Genomic DNA, 24,045 nt, shown 5'->3' with positions numbered 1-24,045 from the left:
ATGACCGCACCACGGATCACCTTGATCGGCAAACCGGGCTGTCACCTGTGCGATGACGCCCGGGAGGTCATTGCACGAGTCGCCGCGGACCTCGGCCTTGCCTGGGCCGAGCTGTCCATACTCGATGACCCCGACCTGATGAGCAGGTATGCCGAGCAGATTCCGGTCACGCTGGTGGACGGCCGGCAGCACGACTACTGGCGAGTCGACGAGGGCCGGTTGCGGGTCGCTCTCGGCGCCTGACCTGCCGGTTCTGCCCGGACGTGAAGGGTCATAGCACCTTCCGATCGTTTTCGCGACTTTGTGCGCGCGTTCACAAAGACCTATTCTCGGGGGGTCTTAGATCCTCTGGTGCAGGCGTTTGATATACGCACTGCCCACGACGGGAGGAGTCGGAGCCATATGACCCAGGCACCTGGCACCCGTCGGGACATTCCCGACGCGACCGTGGCGCGGCTACCGGTGTATCTGCGCGCCCTTCGCGCGCTGACTGCAGCCGGCATCGACGTCGTCTCATCGGAGGATCTCGCGCAGGCCGCGGGGGTCCGCTCGACGGGGCTGCGCAAGGATTTGTCACACCTGGGTTCGTATGGGGTTCGCGGCGTGGGTTACGACGTTGCGCGGCTCTCCGACGAGATCGCTCGAGAGCTCGGTCTGCAGCACGACTGGGCGGTCGCGATCGTCGGGATGGGAAACCTCGGCCACGCGCTGGCGGCCTACAGCGGCTTCGCGACCCGCGGGTTCAAGGTGCGCTGGCTGGTCGACGAGGACCCGGAGGTCATCGGCACGGTCATCGCCGGACTGACCGTGATCGGGTTCGACGAGCTGGCGATGGTTGCGGGGGACGGGCTCATCGCCGTGATTGCGACCCCGCCGACGGCGGCCCAGGACGTTGCTGACCAGATGACCCGCATGGGGGTCCGCTCGATCCTCAACTTTGCACCGTGCGTCCTGCAGGTGCCGGAAGGTGTCGAGGTGCGCAAGGTGGATCTTGCGACGGAGCTGCAGATCCTGGCCTTTCATGAGCAGCGGGGCCGTGACGAGGACGATGACGCCGCGCGCCTGGGCGTCCATGCCGCACGAGTGGCGGAGGCGGCACGGTGAGCCTTGTTGTCGTGGGTATCTCGCACCGCACCGCAGCGGTCGAGCTGCTCGAGCGTGTCGTGTTGGCGAGTAATCGGCAGCAGCAGCTGACCGAGCTCTTGGCGCGCTCGGAGCACGTGGCCGATCATGTGCTGCTCTCCACCTGCAACCGCCTCGAGGTGTACGCAGAGGTGGAGGCGTTCCACGGGGCCGTCACCGACATCTCGCAGTCCCTCTCGGACGTCACCGCGGTGCCGATCGACCAGCTGCGCGATCACCTATATGTCCACTTCGAGGACCGTGCGGTGGCGCACCTCTTCTCGGTGGCCGCCGGGCTGGACTCCGTCGCCGTCGGCGAGAGTCAGATCCTGGGCCAGCTGCGGGATGCGCTGCAGACCGCCCAGCGGGACAAGCACCTCGGCGCCGGCCTCTCCACCCTGGCCCAGCAGGCGTTGCGGATCGGCAAGCGAGCACACACGGAGACCGGAATCGACCAAGTCAGCCGCTCGCTCGTGCAGCGCGCGCTGCGGATGGTGGAGGGCTCGCTCGGGGACCTCCACGACCAGCGCGTCGTGGTCGTCGGAGCCGGCGCCATGAGCGGGCTCGCCGCGCACACGGTGGCCAGGGCCGAAGTGGCCGAGCTGGTCATCGTCAACCGCACCAGCGAGAAGGCGCAACGGCTGTCGAGCGCGACCGGTGCGAGCTGGCGCCCGTGGACGCAGCTCCCGGAGGCGCTTGCCGCAGCCGATGTCGTGGTGTCCTGCACGGGGGCCGTGGGGCACGTGATCGGCATCGCCGAACTTCCCGCCGGCGATCGGCGGCAAGTGCTGGTCGACCTCGGGCTGCCGCGTGACATCGACCCGCAGGTCGCTGCCCGGGACGGGGTGACGCTGGTGACCCTGGAGGACCTGGGCCGATCCGGCACCGGTGACAGCGGCGAGCACGACCAGGTGCGTCGCGTGCAGGACCTGGTGACCGGCGCAGTTGCCGACTTCCTGGTCCGGCGCCGTGAGTCGGCCATCATCCCAACGGTGGCCGCACTGCGGGCCCAGTCGGTGACGGTGATGGACGCCGAGCTGACCCGGCTGGACAGTCGATTGGACCTCTCGCCGGATGAACTTGCGCAGGTGCGCCTGGCGATGCACCGTGTGGTGGAGAAGATCTTGCACACGCCGACGGTGCGGATGAAGCAGATGGCGGGACGCGAGAATGGTACGGACGTGGCGCAGCTCCTGCAGCAGCTGTTCGACCTGGACCCGCACGAGTCGCGCGTGTCCCAGCTCCCCAAAGGCGGTGATCTCGCATGAGTGACCACCCCACGACGTCGTCGGGTCTGAAGATCCGGCTCGGCACCCGGCGCAGCCGGCTGGCGGTCACCCAGTCCCAGTGGGTCGCCGACCTGCTCGTGCAGCACGGCCACGAGGTCGAGCTCGTCGAGGTGGTGACCGAGGGCGACGTGTCCAAGGCGCCGCTGGCGACCATGGGTGGCGCCGGCGTGTTCGCCGCGGCGATCCGTCACGCACTGACCGAGCAGCGTGTCGACCTCGCCGTCCACTCCCTGAAGGACCTACCCGTCGCACCCGAACCCGGTCTTGTCGTGGCCGCCGTCCCGAGGCGGGCGGACGCGCGGGACGCGCTGGTGGCACGTGACGGGCTGACGCTGGGCGAGCTGCCGCCGGGCTCGGTCATCGGCACCGGTTCACCACGCCGCGCCGCGCAGCTCATGGCGCTCGGCCTCGGCCTGACCATCAAGGCCGTCCGCGGCAACGTCGAGACGCGACTCGGGTATGTGCGAGACGGTGAGCTGGACGGGGTGATCCTGGCCCGTGCCGGTCTCGACCGGCTCGGGCTGACGCAGCAGATCACCGAGACTCTCGAACCGGTGCAGATGCTGCCCGCCCCAGGTCAGGGTGCGCTCGCCCTTGAGGTGCGCGCGGATGACGCCCCGATCCGTGCCGCGGTTGTCGCGCTCGAGGATGCCGATGCCCGCGCGGCCGTGACCGCCGAACGCGCCCTGCTGGGAGCACTCGGGGCCGGCTGCTCCGCACCGATCGGAGCTCTTGCGGAGGTCACCGAGGACGTCGACGGGAGTCTGGAGATCTCTCTGCGCGCCTTCGCGGGCACCGTGGACGGCTCCTTCGACCTGCGTCGTTCCACCAATGGTCCTGCGAAGAGGGCAGCCGAGCTTGGCGCCGACCTTGCGCGGATCTTGCTCGAGGACGGTGCAGGCGAAATTATTGACCTACCGGCCGGGCAACCCCCGGACCCAGCGCCCGGTGAGCGACCACCGACCGGTCGCGCCGAGGCAGCCACCAGGACGGGTAGCTCCCCGACCGTCATACGAGACAACAGCCGACATGTCCCAACCAGCGCTGCGGAGCGTGAAAAGTGAGCACCACCAATCAGACCAAGATTCCGGCCAGCGTCGCCTTCGTCGGGACCGGCCCCGGCGACCCGGGGCTCTTGACGATGCGTGCTGTCGAGCTGCTGCGGCGTGCAGACGTCGTGGTCATCGACCAGGTCGCCCGTGAGGACTTCGTCGCTCGGGTTGCCCGCCCGGATGTCGAGATCGTCGACGCCGGCCACGGCCAGACCGGCCAGCCGTTGACGACGGCGTCACGAGCCAAGCTGGTCGTGAGGGCGGCCAAGCAGGCCGCACGCGTCAGTGGGGAACCGCTGGTGGTGCGCCTCATGGACGGCGACCCGGCCACGTTCAACGGACTGGCCGAGGAGGCTGTTGCCTGCCACAACGCGGACATCGCCTTTGAGATCGTCCCGGGTGTCAGCGCAGCCTCTGCGGTTCCCGCGTACGCGGGTGTGCCGTTGACCAGCAGGTCGTCTCGTGCCGTGCACGTGATCCCATCCGGGGACGCTCGGGTCGACTGGAGTCGTTCGATCGACGCCAGCACGACCGTGGTCATCCTGGGCGAGCCGAATGCGATCCGCGAGGGCCTGCGGCGCCTGCTGGAGGCCGGCCGTGACCCGCAGACCCCGGTCGCGGTGACCCAGCAGGGCACGACGATCCGGCAGTCGACGCATCGCACCACGCTCGGCGAGGCGGCGACCGCCCTGAAGACCGTCCGGCTGACACCGCCCGCCGTGACCGTCGTCGGGAGCACGGTCGACCTGCAGGACAAGCTGTCCTGGTGGGAGAGCAAGCCGCTCTTCGGCTGGAATGTGCTGGTGCCGCGCACCAAGGAGCAGGCCGCCTCGATGACCGACCGGCTTGCCTCCTACGGGTCGTCCAGCGACATCGTGCCGACGATCAGCGTCGAACCGCCGCGGACGCCGCAGCAGATGGAACGTGCCATCAAGGGGCTGGTTACCGGTCGCTACGAGTGGATCGGTTTCACCTCCGCGAACGCCGTGCGGGCGGTCCGAGAGAAGTTCGTCGAGTTCGGGCTGGACGCTCGAGCGTTCGCCGGACTGAAGATCGCAGCGGTTGGGGGTGTGACGGCGCAGGCGCTGCGCACGTGGGGTCTGGAGCCGGACCTCGTGCCGACGGAGGATCAGTCCGCCAAGGGCCTGCTCGACGCCTGGCCGGCATACGACAGCCTGCTGGACCCGATCAACCGGGTCTTCCTGCCGCGGGCCGATATTGCCACCGAGACGCTGGTTGCCGGTCTGGAGCAGATGGGCTGGGAGGTCGACGACGTCACGGCCTACCGCACCGTGCGTGCGGCGCCGCCCGCCCCGGAGGTTCGCGAGGCGATCAAGGCCGGCCGGTTCGATGCGGTCTGCTTCACCTCGAGTTCCACCGTGCGCAACCTGGTCGGCATCGCGGGCAAGCCGCACTCGACGACCGTGGTTGCCTGCATCGGTCCGGCAACGGCCAAGACGGCGGAGGAGCACGGACTACGCGTCGACGTGATGGCCGCGGAGCCGACGGCCGACGCACTTGTCGACGCGCTTGCCGGGTATGGCCGTGGCCTGGCACTTGCCGCGATCGAGGCCGGCGAGCCGGTGCGTCGTCCCAGCGAGAAGAAGAAGTCCTCCTCGCGGCGGAAGGCGAAGGCCTGAGCGTGAGCGGTCCGATCCCCGAACGCCCACGGCGGCTGCGTCAGACCGCCGCGGTGCGGCGGTTGGTCAGCGAGAACCGGCTGCATCCGGCCGAGCTGATCCTGCCGATGTTCGTCAAGGAAGGCATCGACGAGCCGGTGCTGCTGGACTCCATGCCCGGCGTTCAGCAGCACACCCTGGACTCTCTCGTGCAGGCCGCACGCGAGGCGGTCGATGCCGGAGTCGGCGGCCTGATGCTCTTTGGCGTACCCCAACAGCATGACGAGATCGGTTCTGGCGCAACGGACCCGAAGGGCATACTGAACCGGGGTCTGCGCCGCCTGCGGGATGTGCTGGGTGACACCACGGTGCTCATGGCCGACCTGTGCCTGGATGAGTTCACCTCCCACGGGCATTGCGGTGTGCTGGATCAGCAGGGCCGGGTCGACAACGACGCGACCCTCCAGCGGTATGCGGAGATGGCCGTGGTGCAGGCCGAGTCCGGAGCACACGTGGTCGGGCTGTCCGGGATGATGGACGGTCAGGTGGCCGCCTGCCGGGCGGCGCTGGACGAGGCCGACCACCAGGACACCGTGATCCTGGCGTATGCCGTGAAGTACGCGTCGGCGGCCTATGGGCCGTTCCGGGAGGCCGTTGAGTCGACCCTCGAGGGGGACCGCTCGACCTACCAGCAGGATCCGGCCAACGCGACCGAGGCGCTGCGAGAGCTGCGTCTCGACCTGGCCGAGGGCGCGGACATTGTGATGGTCAAGCCGGCACTGCCCTACCTGGACGTCCTGCGGTCGGTGGCGGAGGTGAGCGACGTGCCGGTCGCGGCGTATCAGGTCAGTGGTGAGATGGCGATGATCGAGGCTGCCGGCGCCAACGGCTGGATCGACCGGGACCGGATGGTGCTGGAGTCACTCGTGTCGATTCGTCGAGCCGGCGCGCAGATGATTCTGACCTACTACGCCACCGAGGTCGCCCGCCGCCTGCGCGAGCGGTGAGGAGGCAGCCACGCCGCCGGCCCTGAAGAATGCGAGCCGACTGGCGGCCACCGTGCCCGTTGCCGCCCTCCTGCCCGCGCTGATCCTGCCCAGTCCCGTCGCTGGAAGTCGTCCAGCGATGACGCGCGCTGGCCGCGCCGGTGACCGCGACACGAGTCGTGGTCGCCGCGCAGCTGCAGAATGCGCCGGCGAGCACGACCGTTGTGGGCACGACGCCCGACGGCACCCGGCTGGGTATTGGCACCGCCGCGCCCGACGGCCGGGTCCTGGTGCCGGTGAGCGTCAAGGCGGCGAGCATCACGCGGCTGCTGGTGCGGCCCGTGGTGTGGCCGAGCCGGCCGGCGTGGTCGCGACGACGACCTCAACAGCGGTTCGGCGCAGCGGCTGGATGGTGGTCGACAAGCAGATCGGCGTAGGGCGGTACGCGCCCAAGAAGCTGGAGGCCAGTCCCGCCACCCTCGACTCCCGGGCGCTGGGTCGCCTCCCACGCGGCGGCATACGGGTTCATAGTGCGGTACCCCTTGGGGCAGGAGAAGGTGACCGGCTACATCTACGAGCCGTGGCACCTGCGCTATGTCGGCAGCCGGCTGGCGGGTTACCTGAAGTCATCACACACGAAGACGCTCGAGCAGGCCTTCCACCTGCCCGGCGCGCACGCGCCCGTGACCAAGGCGGAGTCCAACCTCTTGCACCGCTAGGCGCGGCTTCGGGCGCAGACAACGCCCAAGCGTCCTGCCGAGACCGCGGTGCCCGATCTGACGGCAGCTCGGTATGCCCAGCGGTTGGCGACGGTTCGACGATGTGGTGAACCAGTCGTTGGTCAAACCTGCTCCGGATGACGATCGTTCACCGGGCAGCGGCCCCTTGCGGCGTTCGTAGTCTGTCCACTCGGCTTCGGGTCGCAGCGAGTGCGGCAGGCTCGGCGGCTCGGCCATGCCGGTGACGGCGAAACACGTCTTCGTGAGGCTGCGCACGTAGGCCTCGAGCGGGCGGTAGTCCGTGGTCCAGGTCACGCACCAGCCACGCGGCGTTCGGCTCCGCCGCCCGGGCCTTGTCGATGAGGGCCATACTGCCGTCCACGCCCACGACATCTGCCCCTGCCTGGCGTACCGGCTGCCGAGTCAGCCATGACCGCAACCCACGTCGAGAATTCGCTTCCCGCCGAGTTGCCGATCACGGCGTTGAGCGTCGGCTCGGCTCGGCGATAGAACGAATTCGAGGGCTGGCCGATGATCGCGGCCTAGGTGTCGGCTGCGGCGTTCCATCGGTCGATGTCGTCAGGCGAGGCCACGCTGCATGCGAGCGACCGAGTCGGTACCCAACCCGTAAGGCAAGTGGTCTGTATCGACGTCGCACGGTCTGCCCATACGCTCGCGCGGCATCGCATTGTCTCGCCCGAAATTGCGAAACACGCCCAGCTGAAAGCGATCTCGAGCAGGAGTGAGGCGGGAAATTGCGATCTCGCTCAAGGGGGCACCGGTCCCCAGGCACGCGAACGGCATGAGGGCGTCCGTGGGAGGAACGGTCACCGGCGACGGACGAGGCGATCTCCCGACGCGCCATACGCCCACGGATCTTCGCCGCGAGCGGGTCCAAACTGGGCGCATCCCGACACGTCCAGGCGCCGCACACACAGGCAGGGGCCCACCTGCTCGGTGGACCTCCGCGTGCGTTGCTCGGTCTGCCGGTGATCAGGCCTTGACGAGCTGGATGTCGAGCACGATGTCGATCTTCTCGCTCACCAGGGCGCCGCCGCCCTCGACCGGGACGTTGAAGGTCAGCCCGAACTCCTTGCGGCGGATGGTGGTCGTCGCCTCGAATCCGGCGCGGGTGCCACCCCACGGGTCGGGGGAGACGCCGCCGAACTCCAGGTCGAAGGTCACCCGCTGGGTGACGCCCTTGATGGTGAGGTCGCCCTCGAGAGTCCGCGAGGTCACGTTCGACGCGTTGAACGTCATGGTCGGATAGGTGTCGATCTCGAAGAAGTCGTTCGTCCGCAGGTGCTTGTCGCGGTCCTCGGAACCGGTCTTGACCGAGACCATCTGGACCGTCGCGGACACGCTGGAGTCCTCCAGCTGCTCGCCGACCTTGACGTCTGCCTCGAACTGCTCGAACTTGCCACGTACCTTGGTCACCATCAGGTGGCGCGCCACGAAGGCCACCTCGCTGTGCGCGGCATCCACGGTCCAGACGCCTGGGGTCAGATCGGTCAGTGTGCTCATCGTGCTCCTTCGTCGGCGGATGAGTGGATGTTCGGCCGGCGCTCCGCCTGACGCGCCGGCTACTGGGGGCAACTGTAACCGTACGTGATTGAAAATTCAACTAGGAGATGGCGGATGGCTGCGCACGAAAGACCCACGGGATCGCACTAGGGTGATACCACTATGAGCGACGGCGAGATCCCATGGCTGACCGAGGATGAGCAGACGTCGTGGCGCAACTATCTGCGCGCCAGCAGGGCTCTCGAGGCCGCCCTCGACAACGAGTTGCAGAATGCCGGGCTCTCCCTTGCCGAGTACGAGCTGATCTCGATGCTGTCCGAGGCGCCCGATCAGTCGATGCGAATGAGTGAGCTGGCTGCGCTGATCGTCCAGTCCAGGAGTCGGGTCACGCACACGGCGAACCGGCTGGCGGGCCGCGGTTGGGTGGTCCGCGAACCGTGTGCTGACGACCGCCGCGGCATCCGCCTGGTGCTCACCGACACCGGTCGAGCGGCCATCGAGCGTGCGTCCCGGGTGCACGTCGTCGGGGTGCGTCAGCACTTCCTTTCGCAGCTGGAGCCGGGGCAGTTCCAGGCCGTAGGCGATGCGATGGGTCGGGTTCGCGAGCACCTGTTGTAGACCCCGGCCCGAGTGGGCCAGATCACATCGACCGACCACCCTGCATACCACTCGGATCGATGTTGCGACACTGGGTGCATGACGCACCGGCCCGCCTCTACCACGTCGCGCTCCATGCCCGCCTCGGACACGCTGATGCGGCGTGCGCGGGCGGTGATCCCCGGCGGCGTGAACAGCCCGGTCCGAGCCTTCGGCGCCGTTGGCGGGACTCCGCCGTTCATCGACGCGGCGAAGGGCGCCTGGCTGACGGATGTGGACGGAAACCGCTATGTCGACCTGATCTGCTCCTGGGGGCCGATGATCCTCGGGCATGCCCACCCGCTGGTCGAGCAGGCGGTCCAGGAGGCCGCCCGTAAAGGGTTCTCGTTCGGCGCGCCGAGTGCGAACGAGGTGGCGCTCGCGGAAGAGCTCGTGGCCCGTGTCGCGCCGGTCGAGCAGGTGCGACTGGTCAGCAGCGGCACCGAGGCAACGATGAGCGCGCTGCGTCTGGCGCGCGGTGCCACCGGCCGGGACAAGGTCGTGAAGTTTGCCGGTTGCTATCACGGGCACGTGGATGCGCTGCTGGCCTCGGCCGGCAGCGGGGTAGCCACCTTCGGCCTGCCGGACTCGGCCGGCGTGCCCGCCTCGAGCGCGCACGAGACGATCGTGCTGCCGTACAACGACCTAGACGCGGTGCGGCAGGCGTTCGCCCAACACGGCAGCGAGATCGCCTGCGTGATCACCGAGGCGTCGCCAGGCAACATGGGCGTGGTCCCACCCACACCAGGTTTCACAGCCGGCTTGCGGGAGATCACCCGGGCGCACGGTGCGCTGCTGATCTCGGACGAGGTCATGACGGGATTCCGCTGCTCGGCGGCCGGGTGGTACGGCCTGGAGGGGGAGCAGGGCGGCAGCGCACCCGACCTGTTCACCTTCGGCAAGGTGATGGGCGGCGGTTTTCCCGCCGCCGCCTTCGGTGGTCGCGCCGATCTGATGGCGCAGCTGGCCCCCGAAGGGCCCGTCTATCAGGCGGGTACCCTCTCCGGGAACCCGGTGGCCACGGCGGCCGGACTGGCCAACCTGCGCGGTTGCACTCCCGAGGTCTACGCCCGGCTCGACGTGGTCAGCCACGCCATCGCGGACGCGGCAAGCGAGCAGCTGACCCTCGCCGGGGTACCGCATGTGGTGCAGTGGGCCGGCTCGATGTTCAGTGTCTTCTTCCGCGGTGAACCGGTGCGGTGCTACGACGATGCGAAGGACCAGGACCTGGCGGCGTTCTCCCGGTTCTTCCACGCGATGCTGCGGCAGGGTGTCCACCTGCCGCCGAGCGCCTTCGAGGTGTGGTTCGTCAGTGCCGCGCACGACGACGAGGCGGTGAACGCCGTGATCGACGCGCTTCCCGGCGCCGCCAGGGCAGTCACAGACAGCGATGGGACACTACCCGCATGACGTCCCGCGATGACCGCACCGTCGTGCATCTCGTGCGCCACGGAGAGGTCGACAACCCCGGTGGAGTCCTTTACGGAAGGATGCCGGGGTTTCACCTGTCGGCCCTCGGCCGGGAGATGGCGCAGCGCGCCGCTGCCTACCTCGGTGGCCACCCCATCACCCATCTGGTCTCCTCGCCGCTGGAGCGTGCGCAAGAGACGATGGAACCACTGGCCGAGCGCCTCAAACTGCCCGTCACCCTCGACGACCGGGTGATCGAGGCCGCGAACGACTTCGAGGGTCTGACCGTCGGCAAGAAGCCCGCGCAGCTGCTGAACCCCCGCTTCTGGCCCAAGCTGGTCAACCCGATCCAGCCCTCCTGGGGCGAGCCCTACCAGGAGGTCGCCGAGCGGATGAGCGCCGCGATCGTTGATGCGCGCGACGCGGCCCTCGGCCACGAGGCGGTCATCGTCAGCCACCAGTTGCCGGTGTGGACCGCCCGGCAGCACTACGCGGACAAGCGGCTGTGGCACGACCCCCGCAAGCGGCAGTGCTCGCTCGCGTCCGTCACCAGCCTGACCTTCCTCGGCGCCGAGCTGGAGTCGATCGGGTATGCCGAGCCGGCACGCGACTTGCTCCCCAATGCCTCCGGGGCGGTCGGCGCATGAGAGTCACCCCACAAAGTCTTCGCCGGAAACTGTTGCGCGGCGTCTTGGTGCCCGTGCTCGCACTCGGCGTCATCGGCGGAGCCGCCGGATGTAGCAGCAGTGCGAATTCCATTGCGGCACAGGCGAACCAGGGCAATGATAAGGGTTATCAGGCAGGCGACGGCACGGTGGAGCAGCTGAGTCGGAGTGAGCGCAAAAAGCCGGTCTCCTTCGCCGGTGAGACCCTGGCCGGCAAACCGTGGTCGACCAACGACGTCAAGGGCAAGGTCCTGGTGCTGAACGTCTGGGGCGCCTGGTGTCCGCCATGCCAGGCGGAGATGCCGGAGCTGGAGAAGGCGTGGAAGCAGTTTCAGAAGGGGGGCCAGCCGGTTGCCATGATGGGACTGGACCAGCAGGACTCCCCGGCGCGAGCGGCTGCGACCATCGCGAAGTGGAAGGTCACCTACCCTTCGCTGCGGGATGACGGTGGGCAGATGCTGCTCGACCTGCAGAACAAGGTCGTCACCACTCCCACGACTTTGGTGCTGGACCAGCAGCATCGCATCGCGGCACGGGTCTCCGGGCAGGTCACCGCGTCCACCCTGACCGGCCTCGTCCAGGACGTCCTGAAGGAGAAGAGCTGAACGTGCATGCTGATGCGGCCACGATGGTCGCGAGCGGCAGCCTGCCGCTCGCGATCGCGTTGTCCGTGCTCGCCGGTGCGGTGTCCTTCGCCTCTCCGTGCGTGCTGCCTCTCGTGCCGGGCTTTCTCGGCTATGTGACCGGTCTGACCGACGAGCGTCGCAGAACCCGGCTGGTGACGGGGGCTTTCCTCTTCGTTGTCGGCTTCAGCGTGGTCATGGTCGGCCTCGCCGCCACCTACGGCTGGGCGATGGACCTCACCCGCGCCTACCGTGGCGCAACACTTCGCATCGGCGGGGTCTTGGTCATCCTGCTTGCCCTCGTCTATCTGGGCTTCATCGGCCAGCGGGGCGTCGCCGTACGCTGGAAGCCGACGGCCGGGCTGGTTGGGGCGCCGCTACTCGGCGTGGTGTTCGGGATCGGGATGAGCCCGTGCATCGGGCCGGTCTACGGGTCGATCCTGGTCATGGCGTCGCCGATCGGTGGCGCGGGGTCGACCGTGACCCGCGGCATCATCCTTGCCGCCTTCTACAGCCTGGGGCTGGGCGTGCCGTTCATGTTGATCGCCGCGGGATGGACCCGTGCGGAGAGGGCATCGCGGTGGTTGCGGAACCACCATCGTCCGGTGCAGTTGATTGGTGGCGGGCTGATGCTCGCGGTAGGAGTTCTGATGGTTGCCGGAGTGTGGGAGCACTTCATCGTGTGGATCCAGACCTCGCTGGTCGGCGTCGACGGCTTCAAGCCGGTGATCTGATGACGAACGCCACTGACCGCAAGAGCGCGGCCCAGTCCGCGAAAGCGAGCAAGCGCGAGCGACGCGAGAGTCCGGCGCAGCAGCCCAAGCTGGGGTTCTTCGGGACGTTGCGGTGGCTCTGGCGGCAGCTGACCTCGATGCGTACGGCGCTGTTCCTGCTGCTGATCCTGGCGGTTGCCGCGGTGCCCGGGTCGATCTTCCCGCAAACCAACATCGACTCAACGCGGGTCACGAACTACCTCGCCGAGCACCGGACCATCGGGCCGTGGCTGGACCGATTCGGCTTCTTCAACGTCTTCAGCTCCCCCTGGTTCGCGGCGATCTACCTACTGCTGGTCATCTCGCTGCTCGGCTGCATCATTCCCCGGACGCGCAAGCAGGTCCGGGCCCTACACGCCCCCATCCCTAAGATGCCCCGGCGCCTCGACCGGCTGCCCGAACACCGCGAATGCACGATCGACGCAAGCCCTCAGGACGTGCTGCAGGCCGCCCAGAGCGTCCTGCGCGCCAAGCGCTATCGCTTCCGGGTGGACACCACCGCGGAGGGCGTGCCGCAGGCCATCGCAGCAGAGGGCGGACGACTGCGTGAGGCGGGCAACCTGCTCTTCCACACCTGCCTCGTCTTCGTCATCATCGCGGTCGCCTACGGTCACCTCGTGGGCTGGAACGGTCAGGTGATCGTGCCGGCCGGGCAGGGATTCACCAGCACCGCCTCACGCTATGACACGCTCGATACCGGGCCTCTGGTCAACATCGCGAACCTCACCCCGTTCAGTATCAACGTCAACCACATGGACGTGACGTTCGAGCACGATGTGCCGTCGACTTCGCCTCAGTACGGCCAGCCCCGGGATTTCGTCGCGTCGGTGACCGCCAAGCTGCCGAACATGGCGCCGAAGGCGACCACGATCGAGGTCAACCATGCGCTGGACATCGCCAGCACCGAGGTCTACCTGCTCGGCAACGGGTACGCGCCGAAGGTGACCGTGCGCAATGCGAAGGGTCAGATCCTCTACGCGGATGAGACGCCGTTCCTTCCGCAAAACAACAACTACACGTCGGTCGGTGCGATCAAGGTGCCCGGCGCAAGCCCCAAACAACTCGGCTTCTTCGGGTTCTTCCTGCCGACGGCTTCCTTCAGTTCCACGCAGGGCCCGACCTCGACCTTCCCTGCGCTGAACAACCCGGCGTTGGTACTCGGGCTCTACGAGGGCAACCTCTTCCCGGATGGTTCTCCTCAGTCGGTCTACACCCTGGACACGCAGCAGATGACCCAGGTCAAGGGCAGCGACGGCCAGCCGCTGCGACTGCTGATCCGCCCCGGTCAGACCGTGAAGCTGCCGGACAAGCTCGGATCCATCACCCTGGACTCCGTGCCCCGCTGGGCCGGGCTGTCCGTACGGTACGACCCGGGCAAGATGCCCGCCCTCTACGGGGCGCTGCTGGCGCTGCTCGGGCTGATCATGTCGATGACTTTGCGGCGCCGGCGCCTCTTCGTGAAGGTCGCAGCCGCGGCCGATGAAGGGGAGCCGGACGACCGGCGTACCCTGGTCACCATTGGTGGCCTCTCCAAGGGAGAGGACCCTCGGCTCCCGGTCGGGCTTGACAACCTCCTCGAGTCGATTGTGAAACGGACAGGTAAACCATGATCACAGCAGCGACCGACCACGTGGCCAACGCGGCCCTGAACACCGCCTCGATCCACTTCTTATGGTCGTCGGCGGCCGTGCTGACTCTGGCGATGCTGGCCTTTGGCATCGACCTCGCCGGCTTTCCCGCTCGCGACGCTCGAGCCAAAGAGCGGGAGGCGGAACGGGCCAAGGCACTGGAGAACTCTGCTGTCGCCCAGAAGGTCGCGACAGGGGCCGGTGGCGGCACTGCGGTGCTGGACAGCGCCCCGCGGCCGGCGAACCCCGCGGAAGGCGGTGACGCCGAGGAGAAGCGCAAGTGGGCCGGCATCGGGATGTCATTGTCCTGGCTGGGTGGTCTGCTGCTGGTGGCGAACGTCGTCTTCCGGGCCTGGTCCGTCGATCGCCCGCCGCTCGCCAACATGTACGAGTTCGCTGCCGTCGGGACGATGTTCGTCATGGTCGCGTTCCTCGGCTGGAGCCTGCGCAAGGACGTGCGCTGGCTCGGCCTCTTCGTGGTCGCTCCGGTGGTGCTGGTCGAGATGCTCTGTGCGGTGGTGTTCTACACCGCGGCCAGCTCGGTGCTGCCATCACTGAAGAGTCCGTGGCTGATGATCCACGTGACCGTGGCCACCTTGTCCATCGCGCTGTTCACCATCGCCTTCAGTCTGACGATCCTCTACTTCATCCAGCTGTGGCGTGAGGAGAAGGACGAGGAGTGGCAGGCCGAGGGCGGCGCCCGCTTCCGGTTCATGGATTCGATGCCGAAGTCCGATGTGCTGGACCGCACCTCATACGGCGTGATCATTCTCGCCTTCCCGTTGTGGACCTTCACCCTGATCGCCGGCTCGATCTGGGCACAGAAGGCGTGGGGCAGCTACTGGACGTGGGACCCCAAGGAGGTGTGGACCCTGGTCATCTGGGTTGTCTACGCGGCCTATCTGCACGCCCGGCTCACGGCGGGGTGGACCGGCAAGAAGGCTGCCTATATCGCGCTCGCCGGCTTTGCCTGCATCCTGGTGAACTACATGATCGTCAACGTGTTCTTCGTCGGGATGCACTCCTACTCGGGAATGTGATGATCCAGTACTCGTTCTACCGCATCTTCATCTTCATCATCGTCTTCCTGGGACTCTGGGTCGCGGGACTGCGTAGTTGGCTGCTGCTCATCGCGGCGGCCGCGATCTCGGCAGTCCTGTCGCTGGTTTTCCTGAACCGCCCGCGCGAGAAGTTCGCCGCGCAGATCGAGCACAAGGTCGAGGAGCGCCGGCTGAAGTCGGGTCGTGAGTACCGGTCCGCCGAAGAGGACGAGGACGACGAGGTCGACGGCAAGTCAGCGTAGCCCCGCCCAGTTGGGCACTTTCGCTCCAAAGGCGCAGGTATACCTGTGCCTTTGGAGCGAAAGCGCATCAGCCGAGCCGGTAGGCCAGGTAGAGGCCGATCCCGAACGTCAGGCCGTAGGCGAGGATCGCCAGGCCCGTGTCCGAGAGCGCCGGGATCAGGTCGCGACCGCGGTTTCCGCCGACCACGACCTTCAGCGGTCTGGCCAGCAGCAGCAGCCCGACGATGCCCAGCGCGGCCCACGTGTGCACCGTGGCGGCCAGCAGGACCATCACCAGCGACACAAGGACCAGCGCCACGTAGAGGATTCGCGTGCCACGGTCACCCAGCCGGACCGCCAGGGTGCGTTTGCCCGACTCGATGTCTCCGGGGATGTCGCGCAGGTTGTTGGCCACCAGGATGGCGCAGGCGAGCGCACCCACGCCGACCGCGCCGGCCACCGTGGCCAGGTCGATCTGGCCGGCCTGGGTGTAGGTGGTGCCGAGAGTTGCGAAGAGCCCGAAGAATACGAAGACGAAGACCTCGCCAAGGCCCAGGTAGCCGTAGGGATGCTTGCCGCCGGTGTAGTGCCAGGCGGCCCAGATCGCAGCGACACCGGCCAGTAGCAGCAGGGGTGTGCCGGCCAGGCCGATCAGGGCGATACCGCATACGGCCGCGAAGACGAAGCATGCCATCGCCGCGAGCTTGACGTTGACGGCGGTCGCGAGCCCTTGGCCCACCAGGCGCACCGGACCGACGCGGTTGTCATCGGTGCCGCGGACGCCGTCGGAGTAGTCATTGGCGAAGTTGACGCCGACCTGCAGCAGCAGTGCGACCACCAGGGCGAGCAGTGCATAGCCCGTGTTCGCCCGCTCGAAGGTGTAGGCGGACCCGGTGCCGACCGCGACCGGGGCGATCGCGATGGGGAGGGTGCGGGGACGAGCGCCGGCAATCCATTGGTTGAGCGTGGCCATGTGGTGATGTACTCCGATGTGCTGCGTGTCGGCTGAGGTTCGTGCCGGCGCGGTGCCGGTGTCTCATGGCAGATCTTGCCACCCCGACATCGCCGCAATAGCGGCACGGTCGGGTTTGCCGGGTCCGCGTGTCGGGATCGTCGCCAGCGTCAGCAGGCGCCGGGGGAGGGCGTATGCCGGCAGGCTCGCTCGCAGGTCATCCCGCAGCCGCTCGAGGGTGGTCGCCTCGCGGCAGGTGATGGCCAGACTGACCGCGTGCCCCCACTCGGGATCCGGTGTTGCGACGGCGACCGCCTCACCGATCTGCGGGAGGGCGGCCGCCGCCTCCTCGACGATGCGTGGTGCCACCTTGAGGCCACCGGTGGTGATGAGGTCGTCGATGCGGCCGAGGACCTGTAGGACGCCGTCGTCGAGGCTGCCGAGGTCGTCGGTGCGAAAACGGCGGGCGCCGTCGAGGAGGAACGCGTCGCCGGTCCGGCCGGGGTCGGCGAGGTACCCGGTGGCGATCGTCGGTCCGCCCAGGAGGATGCGCCCGTCAGGGTCCAGCTCGACCGTGGTGCCGCGCAGCGGCCTGCCGTCATAGACACACCCCCCGGCCGTCTCGCTCATGCCGTAGGTCGTGAGCAACGAGATCCCGGCGCGGCGTGCCTCCTGCAGTAGCGCCGGGGGACTGGCCGCACCGCCGAGCAGGATCCCGTCGAAGTCGGCCAGCAGGGCGGCCCTGCCCTGATCGAGGAGGCGGCGCAACTGGGTCGGCACGAGCGCGGTGTACCGTCGCCCACCGCTCATCGCCTCGGCCGCGTCCGTGAATGCGTCGAGGCTGAACTCGGGCAGTGTGACCGGCTGCTCGCCGGCTCGCACCGACCGGATCAGCACCTGGCTGCCCGCGATGTGGTGCGCCGGCATCGGCAGCAGCCACTGCCCGGGGCCGCCGAGCCGCTCGTGGGTGGCGTCGGCGCTCGCGATCAGCGCGCCGGCGGTCAGCATCGCGCGCTTCGGGCGGCCGGTGGATCCTGAGGTACTCACCACCAGCGCCAGTCCGTCGGGCAGGTCCGTCTCTGCCCAGTCCCGTTCCGGCGCGGCGTCGGCCCCCGCATACGGCAGCAGGGCGGGTCCGGTGCCGTCGAGCGCGGCGCGCAGCGCTTCGAGGTATGCGGCGTGCCCGGTCGGGCGCACTCGGAAAGGTCGGAGGGTGGGCACGAGGTTCAGGTTATGCCCGGGTGGTCGGGCCCGGATGCCGGGCTTCCAGCCATGCCACGAATGTGGCATGGTAGTGGCATGGCCCGCATACGTTTGAGCACCACGGTCGACGCTGCACTCCTGGAAGGTGCCCGCAAGGTTTGCGGGACGACGGACGCGGCACTGGTGGACGAGGCGCTTGCTGCGTTGCTGGCTCGGCACCGTTCCACCGAGGTGGACGCAAGCTACGCCGCCTATGACAAGCACCCACTAGACGAGCCGGACGAATGGGGAGACCTGGCCTCCTTCCGGCGGGCAGTTGCCGGGTCGTGAACGGCCTCCCCGGGCGTGGGGAAGTCTGGTGGTGCGAGATGGCCGAGATCGGCCGCCGCCCCGTCGTCGTTCTCTCGCGTGACGCCGTTATCCACGGCATCGCCGCGCGCTCGTAGCGCCATGCACGACGAGCATTCGAGGACTCGGCAGCGAAGTTGTTCTCGAACCCGGTGATGACCCGGTGCCGCTGCGCTCCGCCGTCAACCTCGACTCCATCGAAAGTGTCTCGACCGGGATCCTCGTCGAACGCCTTGGGCGACTATCCGACGCTCGCATGCGCGCGATCTGCGTCGCTCTGGCAGTCGCGGTCGACTGTTCCAGTTGAGCGTCGACCGACAGCGGATCGGCGAACGGTTCATCGCAAGGGGCTCGGCTGGGGCCAGGCGTGGATTACTGCAATCGTGGTCAACCAGGTTTCCAGCGACGACGCCCTCTCCAACAACCTCACCGAAGCCGGCTTCAGGCATCACTGCGACTACTACACCGGTGCCATCCCGATGGTCTGAATGGCACCACAAACAGGTCGTGTAGCGAGACGGTGGCGCGTCTCGTCTGCCAAGACGTGTGTCTCACACTCCTTGCGGCTCGCGGCCCTGCCAGGTGGTCAGGCACGCGCGGTTGCCCTGCGGGTCGGCGAGCACCCAGAACGCCGGCGCGGCGGTGTCGTCGACCAGGTCGCCGCCGGCTTCGATCGCGGCGGCAATGCGGTCCTCGACCACTTCGGGCGGGATGCGCAGGTCGAGGTGCCATCGCTGCCGTGGAACGTCGTGGGCTTCGGTGGGCTGGAACCAGATCGTCGCCCGGCGCCCGGTGACGTCGCGGATCTGGATCTCGCCCCAGGCCTCGACCGTGTCGTAGTCGAGCAGGGCCACCCAGAACGGCCTGATCTCTGCGGCGTCGGCCGAATCGAGGCCGAGTTCGAGCACGCTGGTGCGCTCCGGATGCGGCGTGGCCTCGGCGGCCAGAGCCAGCTCGCTGATGGCCCTCGCCAGCACCACGTCGCGCGGGGTCACGCCACCGACGTCATGACTGGTCAGCCGGACATCGAGCCGCCCGTAGGCCAGGTCGAGGTCGGGATGGTGGTCCATCTCCTCGGCGGTCAGCGTGATTGCGTCGACGAGCTTGACCGCGGTGATGAAATCGCCGGTGTCGAAGCTGGCGTGCAGCCGGTCGATCAGCATCCGCCAGTCGGGCAGCTGTTCGGTGACCAGCTCCAGCTCCGTCAGTGTGCGCTTCGGGTCGGGCGGGGTCTCGGTCTTGTCGCTCATCCGCGTCACCTTCTGTCCGATCGGGTAGGGGTCGTAGGCGATTTGCCAGCGGAAGCCGTCGGGGTCGCCCATATTGGCACGAGCAACCGACACGCCATGCCGAACGGACGATTCGACCCTTCGGGGTCGACAGTGTCGACTACCCCCGAAGATCCCGCGACATCGACTGGGAAACCTCAAGCCCGAGCCGATGCGGTCGCCGCGGCTGGCGAGACAGGTCTGGCCTGGTCGGCCATAGGTAGCATGCGGCACCGCTTCCAGTCGCTGTTCGATCCGTCCTACGTTGACTATGCGGATGCGGACATCCGCGGAACCCTGCAACAGCCCCGCAGGATCTGGTGCACCGGGTGCATGCGGTCGCGCGTGCCAAGCACCAGGGAAGGTCACGGTGTTGTCGTTCCAGCGAGGAAGGGCGATTCCTGCCAGGAGGACGATTGGAGCCGGGCGAGTCCATTGATCGCGCACTGACCCGATGCACGCGGACGTCGTGCGGCTGGCCGTTCACCTGCAGCTGACCTGACTGACGCGAGACCTGGCCGCTGCGCGCTGCCGCGAGCGGTGCGGGTAACTTTGCGACGTGGAAACCAGACCTGTGGCAGTGGTGACCGGGGCGAGCAGCGGGATCGGCCGGGCGAGCGCCCGCCGACTGGCGGCGGACGGGTTCGAAGTGTTCTGCGCGGCCCGGCGCACCGAGCGGGTCGAGGAGCTCGCCCAGGAGATCGACGGTCGCGCGGTCACCTGCGACGTGACCAGGCCGAGCGATCTGGCCGCTCTGGCAGAGGTCGTCGGGGACCGACTGGACGTCCTGGTGGTCAACGCCGGTGGCGCGCTCGGGATGGATACTGTCGCTCAGGCGAATCTCGACGAGTGGCGAGCGATGTTTGAGACCAACGTGATCGGTGCGACGGCGACCATCCAGGCGCTGCTGCCAGCCCTGACTGGGGCGCAGGGCGTGCTGATCACGATCGGGTCCACGTCGGGACTGGTGGCGTATGAAGGGGCCGGCGGCTACTGCGGCGCGAAGTTCGCCGAGCACGCGATGATGGCGTCGTTGCGCCTCGAGCTGGTGGACCAGCCCGTCCGGATCTGCGAGATCCTGCCGGGCCTGGTGCAGTCCGACGAGTTCTCGCTGGTGAGGTTCCACGGCGATGAGCAGCGCGCCGCGAAGGTCTACGAGGGGGTGGACCCGCTGCAGCAGGAGGATGTCGCCGACTGCGTCGCCTTCGTCGCGAGCCGGCCGGCGCATGTGAACATCGACCAGCTCGTCGTGCGGCCGCGCGCCCAGGCCGCCGCCCACAAGCTGCACAGGGTCACCGGTTAGCAACGCACACTGTGCGCCCCGTCGCTGAAATCGGGTGTGGGTAGGCTGCGCGCGGCCGCACGAGCGAGCCAGGCGGGTGGAGCAGGGCCGCGTCAGCCGTGCTCGGCGATCTGCTTGGCCTGCTCCTGCGCCGCGGCGCGGTACATCCTGCGGATGCGTGCGACGCCGAGGTCGTGCTGGTAGAGGTGCTCGGCCTGGTCGGCGTCGGTGGCGAAGTTCTCCAGCATGTTGCGGTCCTGCTCCAGAACCGCCCAGTGCTTGTCCTCCAACGCGCTGCGGTAGAGGAAGCGCCACACGTCACGTTCCCAGCCGGCCACCTTGCGAGTGCGCCAGTGGAATACGGCTGTGGTGTCGGCGCTGATCGGCACTGGAATGCCGACGATGCCGAACGGGCCGCCGGGCCCCGCCTCGGGGCCATACGGGATCTCCAGGTTGACGTAGTCGAGCCCGTTCTCGCTGACGTACTCGACCCAGTCGAAGTTCTTGCCGACCTGGTCGGTCTTCTCGAAGAAGAATCCGCGGTCGGTCTCCCGGATCCGGAACCGGGCCGTGGTGTCACCCTGGAACATCGAGTGCGAGTCGGCATGCAGGAAGGCTCCGTGCATCGGGTCGAGGACGTTGTCGAGGTAGAAGCGCCAGGGTGCCTTCCACTCCACAAAGTTGGGGAAGAAGGAGCACTCGGGCGAGCCAAGCCATTCCGGCAGGACGAATTCGGGTGCCTTGCTGTCCGGGGTCGCGGGGAACCACGCGAAGATCACCTCGGCCGCCTCGACCACTTCAAGGCTCAGGGCGGCCTGCTTGCCCTCGAGCGCACACCCAGGCATCCCTGGCACCTTGACCACGGTGCCGCTGTCGTCGACCTCCACGCCGTGGTACTGGCACTTCACCCGATCGCCGAGGTGCTGGCCTGCGGACAGTGGCGCATTGCGGTGTGGACACCGGTCGGCGAGGACCGACAGCTTGCCCTTGGAATCGCGGAAGAGCAGCCAGTCCTTGCCGAGCCGGGTGACCTTCTTCATGTCTCCGCGCGGCACCAGCTTGGACGGGAGAACGGGGTACCAGCGGTCGCGGAGCCCGGTGGCGGTGAGCTCGTCGAGGTCCAACGGGCCGGTGTTCTTGCCCGCACTGTTGACTCGTTCGGTGGTGATGGTCATCTCAGGCTCCCAACCTGCTCATTTCTGCACGGAACGACTCCTCGGTCCACGGTGCGCCGTCCGGCGCGGTTGATCCGTGGTCGTTGAGTCCTTGGACGAGCTCCTGGAGCCCGTAGTGGCCTTCGGCGAATACTCGTTGGATCAGGCCGGAGAGCTTTGCCTCGTAGGGCGTGAGAGGGCCTTCACGGGTCTGGTTCGGTTCCAGGTAGAGCGGTGCTTGCACGGCGTCCTCCAGTTCGTAGTTGTTGATTTGGTGGTGGTGGTCAGGCCAGGCCTCGAAGCCCCTCGACGATGGAGATGAAGGAGTCCGACCAGGCGTTGAATGAGTCGGGGCGAGCACGATGCGCGGGCCGCTCCACGCGGTCCATCACCACGAATACGCCGTTGCTGATCTGACCGGCGAGCTCTTGCGATGCGGTGAGGTCGCTGTTGAGTTCTGGCGCCGCGCAGACCACCAGCGCGGGCACGGTGACCGCTGTCAGGTCCGCGGTCACGTCACCGAGAGCGGTGTGGGAGGTGGCGTCGGCCAACACCAGGCTCTTGACGAGCTCAGGGTGGGTGACTGCCAGGCGGATGGCGACGGCCCCGTCGTCCCCACTGGCAAGCACGTGCATCGGCGAGCCGAACTCGTCGATCGCCCTGGCAGCGACGGTGACTCGGGATGCGAGATCGGTGTCTTCGGCGAAGGTCACTTTTCGGAGTGTGACCTCGTCGATGCTGGGGGCCGGCCAGTCGGCTGTGGGCGCCGCGGTGTGTAGAGCCAGCACGGCAGGCGCGGTGTCATCGAGCTTCATCGTCCTGATCTCCTTTGACCTTCAGGGACGTGCACCGGGGGCACGAACGGCTTGGGGGTGGGCTGCAGCGTGGTCACGTCGACCTCGATGACGTAGGGGCGCTGCAGCTCGAGCGCCTTGACCAACGCGGTGTCGAATGCGGCACCATCGCGGACCAGGGTGTGTGGTAGGTCCAGGGATGCGGCCAGCAGGCCGAAATCGGGTGTGAACAGGTCCACTCCGGAGACGCGACCGGTGTGCTGGCTCTGCAGGTTGCGCAGGACGCCGTATCCACCGTCGTTGAAGATGACCAGGACGCACCACGGCTGCTGGTCGGCAAGGGTGGCCATCTCCCCGAGGTGGACCGCGAGTCCGCCGTCGCCGGCCATGACCAGCGTGGGCACGTCGGGCCGTCCGATGGATGCGCCGATGCCCATGGCCAGGCCCTGCCCGATACCGCCACCGACCGGGAAGATATTGCTGCGCGGGTCGTAGATCTCGAGAAGTCGGTTGCCCCATGAGCTGGAGGGGATGGTGACGTCGCGCGCGACTATGGCGTCACGGGGCAGCCGGTGGCGGATCGACTCGCAGATCTGCCGGTAGGCGCCGATGTCCTCGGCGAGGGAGTGGCGCACGTCCTGCCGGGCGGTGGTGACCCGATGCCGCCAGCCGTCAGCAGTGTGGGGCGCAAGTCCGGCAAGGAGCTCTGGCACGAGCGCAGCCGCGTCTCCGGTCAGCGCGACAGTGGCCGGGTAGACCCGACCCAGCGCGGCCGGGTCGAGGTCGATTGCGATGTGCGTGGCCGGCAGCGACAGGCTGTAGTGCTTGGTCTCGTTGGAGCGAAAGTGCGTGCCGATGCTGAGGATCAGGTCGGCGTCGTCGATCAGTGACGCGAGCCCGGGGTTGGCTGCGAAGTTGCCCAACACGAGCGGGTGGTCCTCGGGCACGGACCCGCGCCCGGAGTTGCTGGTCAGCAGGCCGGCCCCCAGCCGTTCCGCGAGAGCGGTGAGCGGCGCCCCGATCCACCGGGCGCCACCACCAGCCCAGATCAGTGGCCGCCGCGCGGCGCTGAGCAGCCCGATCGCTTCGGCCACGGCGGCCTCCCACGAGGCCGCGCTGCGGCTCGAGGGCTTTGGTTGATGGTCGGCCTGCTCGGCCGAGGAAGCGAGGTACTGCAGATCGATGGGCCACTCGACGCTGGCCGGCGCGAACGGGGCGGAGGACAGGTCCGCAATCGCCGACTCGAGCACGCTTCGTGACTCGCTCGCGTGCTGCACGGTCGCGGCGAAACGGGAGACGGCCTGGAGCAGCTGCAGCTGGCGAGGAACCTCGTGGATCACCCCTCGACCCGATCCGAGGAACTCGCTGTCGATCTGCCCGGTGACGTGCAGCACCCGACTGCCGGCGGTCAGAGCCTCGACCATCGAGCCCGCCGCGTTGCCGGCTCCGGTGCCCGTGCTGGTCAGGGCGACCCCGAACCGGCCTGTTGCGCGGGCATACCCGTCGGCCGCGTTCACGGCGGCGGCCTCGTGCCGGACGGGCACGAACCGCAGCTCGCGGTCGACCGCCTCGACCAGCGGCAGGTTGTGAATGCTGACGACGCCGAACGCCGTATCGACCCCGTGAGTCCGCATGACGTCCACCAGGACGTCACCGCCTGTCGGTCGAGGGGTGTTGGTGCTGCTCATGGTTGCTCCTGGCGGTGGTCGGGTGCGG

At 68.1% G+C, this 24,045-nt stretch carries 26 protein-coding genes and 1 pseudogene; 19 read left to right on the top strand and 8 right to left on the bottom strand.

Features of this window, described 5'->3' with window-relative positions:
* The 8 genes and pseudogenes from FGL98_RS16480 to FGL98_RS16445 all read left to right on the top strand — a co-directional run.
* Positions 1-243, top strand: a complete 243-nt coding sequence (locus FGL98_RS16480) for a glutaredoxin family protein (RefSeq protein ID WP_146318449.1) — start codon at positions 1-3, stop codon at positions 241-243.
* A 159-nt stretch (positions 244-402) separates the two neighbouring features.
* Positions 403-1,104 (top strand): redox-sensing transcriptional repressor Rex, encoded by a 702-nt coding sequence (locus FGL98_RS16475; protein ID WP_146318447.1) that lies wholly within the window; start codon positions 403-405, stop codon positions 1,102-1,104.
* Entirely contained in the window at positions 1,101-2,390 is a 1,290-nt protein-coding gene (locus FGL98_RS16470; RefSeq protein WP_146318445.1) for a glutamyl-tRNA reductase, read from the top strand. The genes FGL98_RS16475 and FGL98_RS16470 overlap by 4 nt, the downstream gene beginning before the upstream one ends.
* Entirely contained in the window at positions 2,387-3,475 is a 1,089-nt protein-coding gene (gene hemC / locus FGL98_RS16465) for a hydroxymethylbilane synthase (protein ID WP_146318443.1), read from the top strand. The genes FGL98_RS16470 and hemC overlap by 4 nt, the downstream gene beginning before the upstream one ends.
* The gene (locus FGL98_RS16460; RefSeq protein ID WP_146318442.1) at positions 3,472-5,103 is read left to right on the top strand and encodes a bifunctional uroporphyrinogen-III C-methyltransferase/uroporphyrinogen-III synthase; all 1,632 of its coding nucleotides are present in this window, start codon (positions 3,472-3,474) and stop codon (positions 5,101-5,103) included. Before hemC ends, FGL98_RS16460 begins: the two co-directional genes overlap by 4 nt.
* A 2-nt stretch (positions 5,104-5,105) precedes the next feature.
* Positions 5,106-6,089: a porphobilinogen synthase gene (gene hemB, locus FGL98_RS16455; protein WP_146318440.1), complete on the top strand. Its 984-nt coding sequence runs from the start codon at positions 5,106-5,108 to the stop codon at positions 6,087-6,089.
* A 140-nt stretch (positions 6,090-6,229) separates the two neighbouring features.
* The gene (locus FGL98_RS16450; RefSeq protein ID WP_146318438.1) at positions 6,230-6,505 is read left to right on the top strand and encodes a hypothetical protein; all 276 of its coding nucleotides are present in this window, start codon (positions 6,230-6,232) and stop codon (positions 6,503-6,505) included.
* A gap of 63 nt (positions 6,506-6,568) precedes the next feature.
* Positions 6,569-6,787: pseudogene (locus tag FGL98_RS16445) on the top strand (D-alanyl-D-alanine carboxypeptidase family protein); the annotation flags it as partial.
* A gap of 993 nt (positions 6,788-7,780) precedes the next feature.
* Here FGL98_RS16445 and FGL98_RS16440 read toward each other — a convergent pair.
* Positions 7,781-8,311, bottom strand: coding sequence for a YceI family protein (locus FGL98_RS16440; protein WP_146318433.1), 531 nt, complete (start codon positions 8,309-8,311; stop codon positions 7,781-7,783).
* 162 nt (positions 8,312-8,473) lie between these two features.
* Between FGL98_RS16440 and FGL98_RS16435 the strand changes: the two genes are divergently transcribed.
* From FGL98_RS16435 to FGL98_RS16400, 8 genes are all read left to right on the top strand, one after another.
* On the top strand, positions 8,474-8,929 hold the full coding sequence (locus FGL98_RS16435; RefSeq protein WP_146318431.1) for a MarR family winged helix-turn-helix transcriptional regulator: 456 nt from the start codon (positions 8,474-8,476) through the stop codon (positions 8,927-8,929).
* Between the two features lie 78 nt (positions 8,930-9,007).
* Positions 9,008-10,357, top strand: a complete 1,350-nt coding sequence (hemL, locus tag FGL98_RS16430; RefSeq protein WP_146318429.1) for a glutamate-1-semialdehyde 2,1-aminomutase — start codon at positions 9,008-9,010, stop codon at positions 10,355-10,357.
* A complete protein-coding gene (locus tag FGL98_RS16425; protein ID WP_146318427.1) occupies positions 10,354-11,004 on the top strand; it encodes a histidine phosphatase family protein in 651 nt (216 codons plus the stop codon). Before hemL ends, FGL98_RS16425 begins: the two co-directional genes overlap by 4 nt.
* The gene (locus tag FGL98_RS16420) at positions 11,001-11,627 is read left to right on the top strand and encodes a TlpA family protein disulfide reductase (RefSeq protein ID WP_146318425.1); all 627 of its coding nucleotides are present in this window, start codon (positions 11,001-11,003) and stop codon (positions 11,625-11,627) included. Before FGL98_RS16425 ends, FGL98_RS16420 begins: the two co-directional genes overlap by 4 nt.
* 2 nt (positions 11,628-11,629) lie before the next feature.
* Positions 11,630-12,379: a cytochrome c biogenesis CcdA family protein gene (locus FGL98_RS16415; protein ID WP_146318423.1), complete on the top strand. Its 750-nt coding sequence runs from the start codon at positions 11,630-11,632 to the stop codon at positions 12,377-12,379.
* Positions 12,379-14,028, top strand: coding sequence for a cytochrome c biogenesis protein ResB (gene resB, locus FGL98_RS16410; protein WP_146318421.1), 1,650 nt, complete (start codon positions 12,379-12,381; stop codon positions 14,026-14,028). Before FGL98_RS16415 ends, resB begins: the two co-directional genes overlap by 1 nt.
* Positions 14,025-15,086, top strand: coding sequence for a c-type cytochrome biogenesis protein CcsB (gene ccsB, locus FGL98_RS16405; protein ID WP_146318419.1), 1,062 nt, complete (start codon positions 14,025-14,027; stop codon positions 15,084-15,086). The genes resB and ccsB overlap by 4 nt, the downstream gene beginning before the upstream one ends.
* On the top strand, positions 15,086-15,349 hold the full coding sequence (locus tag FGL98_RS16400; protein ID WP_146318417.1) for a DUF4229 domain-containing protein: 264 nt from the start codon (positions 15,086-15,088) through the stop codon (positions 15,347-15,349). The genes ccsB and FGL98_RS16400 overlap by 1 nt, the downstream gene beginning before the upstream one ends.
* A 67-nt stretch (positions 15,350-15,416) precedes the next feature.
* Here FGL98_RS16400 and FGL98_RS16395 read toward each other — a convergent pair whose 3' ends face one another.
* On the bottom strand, positions 15,417-16,301 hold the full coding sequence (locus FGL98_RS16395; RefSeq protein ID WP_146318415.1) for a 1,4-dihydroxy-2-naphthoate polyprenyltransferase: 885 nt from the start codon (positions 16,299-16,301) through the stop codon (positions 15,417-15,419).
* A 63-nt stretch (positions 16,302-16,364) separates the two neighbouring features.
* On the bottom strand, positions 16,365-17,501 hold the full coding sequence (gene menE / locus FGL98_RS16390; protein WP_246136593.1) for an o-succinylbenzoate--CoA ligase: 1,137 nt from the start codon (positions 17,499-17,501) through the stop codon (positions 16,365-16,367).
* Between the two features lie 78 nt (positions 17,502-17,579).
* On the opposite strand from menE, the gene FGL98_RS16385 reads away from it, so the two are divergent.
* Together FGL98_RS16385 and FGL98_RS26365 are read left to right on the top strand one after the other, a co-directional pair.
* The gene (locus FGL98_RS16385) at positions 17,580-17,813 is read left to right on the top strand and encodes a DUF2191 domain-containing protein (protein ID WP_146318410.1); all 234 of its coding nucleotides are present in this window, start codon (positions 17,580-17,582) and stop codon (positions 17,811-17,813) included.
* 133 nt (positions 17,814-17,946) lie between these two features.
* Positions 17,947-18,138 carry a type II toxin-antitoxin system PemK/MazF family toxin gene (locus FGL98_RS26365; RefSeq protein WP_246136601.1) on the top strand — a complete coding sequence of 64 codons (192 nt, stop codon included), beginning with the start codon at positions 17,947-17,949 and terminating at the stop codon, positions 18,136-18,138.
* Between the two features lie 244 nt (positions 18,139-18,382).
* Here FGL98_RS26365 and FGL98_RS16375 read toward each other — a convergent pair whose 3' ends face one another.
* Positions 18,383-19,081 (bottom strand): 4a-hydroxytetrahydrobiopterin dehydratase, encoded by a 699-nt coding sequence (locus FGL98_RS16375; RefSeq protein WP_146318408.1) that lies wholly within the window; start codon positions 19,079-19,081, stop codon positions 18,383-18,385.
* A 577-nt stretch (positions 19,082-19,658) separates the two neighbouring features.
* Here FGL98_RS16375 and FGL98_RS16370 point away from each other — a divergent pair.
* Positions 19,659-20,402, top strand: a complete 744-nt coding sequence (locus FGL98_RS16370; RefSeq protein ID WP_146318406.1) for an SDR family NAD(P)-dependent oxidoreductase — start codon at positions 19,659-19,661, stop codon at positions 20,400-20,402.
* A gap of 92 nt (positions 20,403-20,494) precedes the next feature.
* On the opposite strand, the gene FGL98_RS16365 is transcribed toward FGL98_RS16370, so the two are convergent.
* Genes FGL98_RS16365 through FGL98_RS16350 form a run of 4 tightly spaced genes read right to left on the bottom strand, consistent with a single transcriptional unit; the run spans position 20,495 to position 24,017 of the window.
* Positions 20,495-21,556: a Rieske 2Fe-2S domain-containing protein gene (locus tag FGL98_RS16365; protein WP_146318404.1), complete on the bottom strand. Its 1,062-nt coding sequence runs from the start codon at positions 21,554-21,556 to the stop codon at positions 20,495-20,497.
* Position 21,557: 1 nt separating this feature from the next.
* Positions 21,558-21,779 (bottom strand): recombinase-like helix-turn-helix domain-containing protein, encoded by a 222-nt coding sequence (locus FGL98_RS16360; RefSeq protein WP_146318402.1) that lies wholly within the window; start codon positions 21,777-21,779, stop codon positions 21,558-21,560.
* A 40-nt stretch (positions 21,780-21,819) separates the two neighbouring features.
* Positions 21,820-22,350, bottom strand: a complete 531-nt coding sequence (locus tag FGL98_RS16355) for an alpha/beta fold hydrolase (protein WP_146318400.1) — start codon at positions 22,348-22,350, stop codon at positions 21,820-21,822.
* Complete coding sequence (locus FGL98_RS16350; protein WP_146318398.1) at positions 22,347-24,017, bottom strand: thiamine pyrophosphate-binding protein; 1,671 nt, start codon at positions 24,015-24,017, stop codon at positions 22,347-22,349. The genes FGL98_RS16355 and FGL98_RS16350 overlap by 4 nt, the downstream gene beginning before the upstream one ends.
* Positions 24,018-24,045: the final 28 nt, after the last annotated feature.

Origin of the sequence: Leekyejoonella antrihumi (assembly GCF_007845645.1) — a bacterium.
Classification (GTDB): Bacteria; Actinomycetota; Actinomycetes; order Actinomycetales; family Dermatophilaceae; genus Leekyejoonella; species Leekyejoonella antrihumi.
This window is presented reverse-complemented; position numbering and strand designations above follow the sequence as displayed.